Source organism: Salipiger sp. HF18 (assembly GCF_011806505.1).
GTDB classification, from domain to species: domain Bacteria; phylum Pseudomonadota; class Alphaproteobacteria; order Rhodobacterales; family Rhodobacteraceae; genus Salipiger; species Salipiger thiooxidans.
In genome coordinates, this window is sequence record NZ_JAATOS010000258.1 from 1 (window position 1) to 5,835 (window position 5,835).

At 65.6% G+C, this 5,835-nt stretch carries 6 protein-coding genes; all 6 read right to left on the reverse strand.

Annotated features, from left to right (window positions below; all coding sequences use genetic code 11):
- On the reverse strand, nt 1-858 hold an 858-nt coding region (locus tag HC022_RS17700; protein ID WP_167453313.1), incomplete at its 3' end, for an NADH-quinone oxidoreductase subunit N.
- Nucleotides 859-869: 11 nt separating this feature from the next.
- Entirely contained in the window at nt 870-2,420 is a 1,551-nt protein-coding gene (locus tag HC022_RS17705; protein WP_008885847.1) for an NADH-quinone oxidoreductase subunit M, read from the reverse strand.
- Nucleotides 2,420-4,708 carry an NADH-quinone oxidoreductase subunit L gene (nuoL, locus tag HC022_RS17710; RefSeq protein WP_167453314.1) on the reverse strand — a complete coding sequence of 763 codons (2,289 nt, stop codon included), beginning with the start codon at nt 4,706-4,708 and terminating at the stop codon, nt 2,420-2,422. Before nuoL ends, HC022_RS17705 begins: the two co-directional genes overlap by 1 nt.
- Before the next feature lie 5 nt (nt 4,709-4,713).
- Complete coding sequence (gene nuoK, locus HC022_RS17715) at nt 4,714-5,019, reverse strand: NADH-quinone oxidoreductase subunit NuoK (RefSeq protein ID WP_008884673.1); 306 nt, start codon at nt 5,017-5,019, stop codon at nt 4,714-4,716.
- Nucleotides 5,020-5,123: 104 nt separating this feature from the next.
- Complete coding sequence (locus HC022_RS29710) at nt 5,124-5,252, reverse strand: hypothetical protein (RefSeq protein ID WP_278184692.1); 129 nt, start codon at nt 5,250-5,252, stop codon at nt 5,124-5,126.
- 31 nt (nt 5,253-5,283) lie between these two features.
- On the reverse strand, nt 5,284-5,835 hold a 552-nt coding region (locus tag HC022_RS17720; protein WP_167453315.1), incomplete at its 5' end, for an NADH-quinone oxidoreductase subunit J.

The following is a 5,835-nucleotide window of genomic DNA, read 5'->3' on the forward strand; positions in this document are numbered from 1 at the left end:
GACCGAGCCGAGGAACATCGACAGCAGCGACAGCAGCGCCACGACCTGGCTCCAGTCCGCCACGGCGCCGCCGAAGGCGTCGAAGAGCAGCCGGGCGAAGAGCCCCATCGCCGCGACCTTGGGGGCGGTGGCGAAGAAGGCGGTGACCGGGGTCGGCGAGCCCTCGTAGACGTCGGGCGTCCACATGTGGAAGGGCACTGCCGAGACCTTGAAGGCAAGGCCCGACATCATCAACACGAGGCCGATCAGCAGGCCGATCGAGAGATGCCCCTCGGTCGCCGCGGCGATCACGCCCGAGAACAGCGTGGTGCCGGCGTAGCCGTAGGTGAGCGAGGCGCCGTAGAGCAGCAGGCCCGACGACAGCGCGCCCAGCACGAAGTACTTGAGGCCCGCTTCGGTCGAGCGCTCGCTGTCGCGCCGCAGGGCTGCGACCACGTAGAGCGCCAGCGACTGCAGCTCGAGCCCCATGTAGAGCGAAATCAGGTCACCGGCCGAGACCATGACCATCATGCCCACGACCGAGAGCAGCACCAGCACCGGATACTCGAAGCGCAGCAGCTTGTGGCGCGCCATGTAGCCCTCGGACATCAGCAGCACCGCCGCCGCCGAGACCAGGATCACCACCTTGGCGAAGCGCGAGAAGGCGTCGTCGATGAACATGCCGGAGAAGGCGATGCGGGTATCCGCGCCGGTGGTCCCGATCCAGATCGCCATGAGCAGCATCAGTGCCGCGCTGGCCCAGACCAGCAGCGGGGCGACCTTGTCCTTGCCGGTGTAGACCGCGCCGACCAGCGCCAGCATGGCGAAGACCGCGAGCACGATCTCCGGAAGGATGATGTTGAGATCAGCCGAGATCATGTCCCGCCCCCCTAGTGGTTCGCTTCGGCCACGGTGGCACCGCCGAGATCGGCGGCCGCCACGGCCGTATCATAATTGTCGACAAGCGCCTCGACCGACGGGCCGATGATGTCCAGCGCCGCGGCCGGGTAGACCCCGAGCCAGAGCGTCATGACCACGAGCGGCGCGAAGATCCACTTCTCGCGCGAGGTCATGTCCTGGATGGTCTTGAGGCTTTCCTTGATCAGGTCGCCGAAGACCACGCGGCGGTAGAGCCAGAGCGCGTAGGCCGCCGAGAAGATCACCCCCGAGGCCGCCACGAAGGCCACCCAGGTGTTGACCTGGAAGATCCCCATGAGCGTCAGGAATTCGCCGACGAACCCGGAGGTGCCCGGCAGACCGACGTTGGCCATGGTGAAGAGCATGAAGATCAGCGCGTAGGCGGGCATCCGGTTCACGAGGCCGCCATAGGCGTCGATCTCGCGGGTGTGCATCCGGTCGTAGATCACGCCGACGCAGAGGAAGAGCGCGCCCGAAACGAAGCCGTGGCTGAGCATCTGGAAGATCGCCCCGTCCACGCCCTGCTGGTTGGCCGCGAAGATGCCCATGGTCACGTAGCCCATGTGGGCCACCGACGAATAGGCGATGAGCTTCTTCATGTCTTCCTGCACCAGCGCCACCAGCGAGGTGTAGACGATGGCGATGGCCGACATCCAGAACACCAGCGGCGCCATGACCTCGGACCCCACCGGGAACATCGGCAGGCTGAAGCGCAGGAAGCCGTAGCCGCCCATCTTCAGCAGGATCGCCGCCAGCACCACCGAACCGGCCGTGGGGGCCTGCACGTGCGCGTCCGGCAGCCAGGTGTGCACCGGCCACATCGGCATCTTGACCGCGAAGCTCGCGAAGAAGGCCAGCCAGAGCATGGTCTGCATGCCGCCGACCACGTGGATGCCCAGCACCGAGAAGTCGGCGAAGGCGAACTCGTGGCGCAGCAGGGTCGGGATGTCGGTGGTGCCCGCGTCCACGTACATGGCGACCATGGCGACCAGCATCAGCACCGAACCGAGGAAGGTGTAGAGGAAGAACTTGAACGACGCGTAGATGCGGTTCTGGCCGCCCCAGATGCCGATGATCAGGAACATCGGGATCAGGCCTGCCTCGAAGAACATATAGAAGAGCACCAGGTCGAGCGCCATGAACACGCCGAGCATCAGCGTCTCGAGCATCAGGAACGCGATCATGTATTCCTTGACGCGGGTCTTCACGCCCCAGCTCGAGAGGATGGTGAGCGGCATGATGAAGGTGGTCAGCATCACGAACAGCACCGAGATGCCGTCGACGCCCATCTTGTAGTTCAGGCCCATGATCCAGCTGCCCTCTTCCACCATCTGGAAGTCGGTGTTGGAGGGGTCGAACTGGAACAGGATGAAGAGCGAGATCACGAAGGTCGCCGAGCTCGCGATCATCGCCAGCCACTTGGCGTTCCGATCCGCCGCGGCATCGCCCCCGCGCAGGAAAAGCGCGAGGATCAGCGCCGCGAGCGCGGGCAGGAAGGTGACGATGGACAGCAGGTTATCCATTAGTGAGCCCCTCCGAGGATCGACATCCAGGTGACGAGAACAGCGATCCCGATCACCATGGCGAAGGCGTAGGTGAAGATGTAGCCGGACTGAGCGCGTCCCGCGAGCTTGGTGAAGAAGGGGATGATCCCCATGGCGATGCCGTTGATGGTGCCGTCGATGATGTTGCCGTCGCCGCGCTTCCAGAAGATCCGGCCGACCGCACGGGCGGGACGGACGAAGAGGAAGTCATAGGCCTCGTCGAAGTACCACTTGTTGAGCAGGAAGAGGTACAGCGGCCGCTGGTTCTCGGCCAGCTTGCGGGGCAGCGTCGGGTTCACGATGTAGAACCAGTAGGCGACCACGAAGCCGATGATCATGGCGATGAAGGGCGAGATCTTCACCCAGACCGGCGCGTGGTGCGCCTCTTCCATGACATTGTTGTCGGGCGACATGTAGATCGCGCCGTACTCGAGCCCGGCCGCGGCATGTGCCCCGGCGCCCTCTTCGCCATGGGCGTCGGCGGCCGGAGCCTCGCCATGCGCCTCATCGGCGACGGCGGTTTCTTCCGTGCCCTCTTCGGATGCGGCGGGCGCCTCGCCCCCGGCGGTGTCGGCGGCAGCGGTGTCCGCGCCGGCGGCCTCGTCGGTCGCGGCAGGCACCTCGCCTTCGGCCGTGTCGGCGGCGGCGGTCTCGGTGCCGTGCTCTTCGGTTGCGGCGGCGTCACCGTGGCCCTCGGCCGCGGCTTCCTCGCCATGGCCTTCGCTGGCCTCGGCATGGTGCGCGGGCATTCCGAAGAAGCTCAGCACCTTGTCGTGGTTCCCGAAGAAGGTCGCGTAGAACACCATGCCAGAGAACACCGCACCGACGGCGAGCACGCCGAGCGGGATCAGCATGACCCTGGGGCTCTCGTGCGCGTGCTCATGCGTGTGCTTGTCGCCCCGCGCCTTGCCGTAGAAGGTCATGAACATCAGGCGCCAGCTGTAGAAGCTGGTGAAGAGCGCCGCGATGACCAGCATCCAGAAGGCGTAGCCCCCCTGCGTGCCGGCCCATGCGCTCTCGATGATCGCGTCCTTGGAGACGAAGCCCGCGAAGCCGAACCAGCCGGTGAGCGGGATGCCCACGCCGGTGATGGCGAGCGTACCGATCATCATCGCCCAGAAGGTCATCGGGATCTTGGTGCGCAGCGCGCCGTAGTTCCGCATGTCCTGCTCGTGGTGCATCGCGTGGATGACCGAGCCCGCGCCGAGGAACAGCATCGCCTTGAAGAAGGCGTGGGTCAGCAGGTGGAACATGGCGACCGAGTAGACGCCCACGCCCGCGGCCACGAACATGTAGCCGAGCTGCGACATGGTGGAGTAGGCGATGACCCGCTTGATGTCGTTCTGCACGAGGCCGATGGTCGCCGCCACGAAGGCGGTGGTGGCACCGAGGAAGGTGATGAAGGCGGTGGCCTGCGGCGCGTATTCCATCAGCGGCGACATGCGACAGACGAGGAAGACGCCCGCGGTCACCATGGTTGCCGCGTGGATCAGCGCCGACACCGGCGTCGGGCCTTCCATCGCGTCCGGCAGCCAGGTGTGCAGGAAAAGCTGCGCCGACTTGCCCATGGCCCCCACGAACAGCAGGAAGGCGATCAGGTTGGCGGCGTTCCACTCGGTCCAGAGGAAGTGCAGCTGGGTTTCCGCCAGACGCGGGATCTCGGCGAAGATCTGATCGAACTGGATGCTGTCGGTCAGGTAATAAAGCGCGAAGATCCCCAGCGCGAAGCCGAAGTCGCCGACGCGGTTGACCACGAAGGCCTTGATCGCCGCGGCGCCTGCCGAGGGCTTCTTGTAGTAGAAGCCGATGAGCAGGTAGGACGCGAGGCCCACGCCTTCCCAGCCGAAGAACATCTGCACGAGGTTGTCCGAGGTCACCAGCGCGAGCATCGCGAAGGTGAAGAGCGACAGGTAGGCGAAGAAGCGTGCGCGGTAGGGCGTGTGCTCGAACTGCGGGTCATGCGCCATGTAGCCGAAGCTGTAGAGGTGCACGAGCGCCGAGACCGTGGTCACCACGATCAGCATGATCGCGGTCAGCCGGTCGATGCGGATCGCCCAGTCGGTCGAGAGCGTGCCGCTCTCGATGAAGCGGAAGAGCGTGACCGTGTGCGCCTCGCCCAGCGTCAGGAACACGATCCAGCTCAGCAGCGCGGCGAGGAACAGCAGGCCGGTGGTGAGCCACATGGCCCCCTTCTCGCCCATGAACTTCCAGCCGAAGCCGCCGAGGATGGCGCCCACGAGCGGGGCGAAGAGAATGATCGTCACCATCGGGCTCAGCCTTTCATCACGTTGACGTCTTCCACGGCGATGGAGCCGCGGTTGCGGAAGAAGCAGACGAGGATCGCGAGCCCGATGGCCGCCTCGGCCGCCGCCACCGTCAGGACGAAGAGCGTGAAGACCTGCCCCGCGAGATCGCCCAGGTAGGACGAGAAGGCGACGAAGTTGATGTTCACCGACAGCAGGATGAGCTCGATGCTCATGAGCAGGATGATCACGTTCTTGCGGTTCAGGAAGATCCCGAAGATCCCCGTGACGAACAGCACCGCCGCCACCGTCAGGTAATGTTCAAGTCCGATCATGTTGTCCCTCCGGGCATAACCCGTCTCGTCTTTGCATTCGTCTCTCCGGGGCTCGCCGCCCCGGGTGTTCCGTGCCGCGCCCTCCGGCGCGTGTCCGCCGCCTGTCAGCCCCTGGGCCGGCGCGCCCGCCAGGCGCGCAGGAGCACGTAGCCCACGCCCGCCTTGACCACCCAGAGCCCCCCCGAGGCCGCGATCCCCCAGGGTGTCTGGAGGAAATGCAGGAGGCCGTTCATCCCCGCGCGCTCCGCAGGTCCGGGAACCGGCTCAAAGGCCCTGCCCCGGTTTCACGTCCTTCAGCTCCATCGCCTTGGCCGGGTCGCGCCACATCTGTGCGAGCACGTTCTGGCGCTTGACGTCCTGGCGGTGACGCAGGGTCAGCACGATGGCCCCGATCATCGCGACCAGCAGGATCAGCCCCGCAAGCTGGAAGGCGAGGAAGTAGCGGTCGTAGATCAGCACGCCCAGGGCGGCTGTGTTCTGCATGTCGCCGGGCATCGGGGCCGAGAGCTGGCCCGCGGCCAGATCCGAGGTTTCCCACGCGCCGAAGGCCATGCCGAGCTGCATCAGGATGACCACCCCGATCAGCAGCGCCAGCGGCATGTATTTCGCCATCCCCGCGCGCAGCTCGGCGAAGTCCACGTCGAGCATCATCACCACGAAGAGGAAGAGCACCGCCACTGCGCCCACGTAGACGATCACCAGCAGCATCGCCACGAACTCGGCGCCCAGCAGAACGAAGAGCCCCGCCGAACTGAGGAAGGCAAGGATCAGCCAAAGCACCGAGTGGACCGGGTTGCGGCTGATGACAGTGAACAG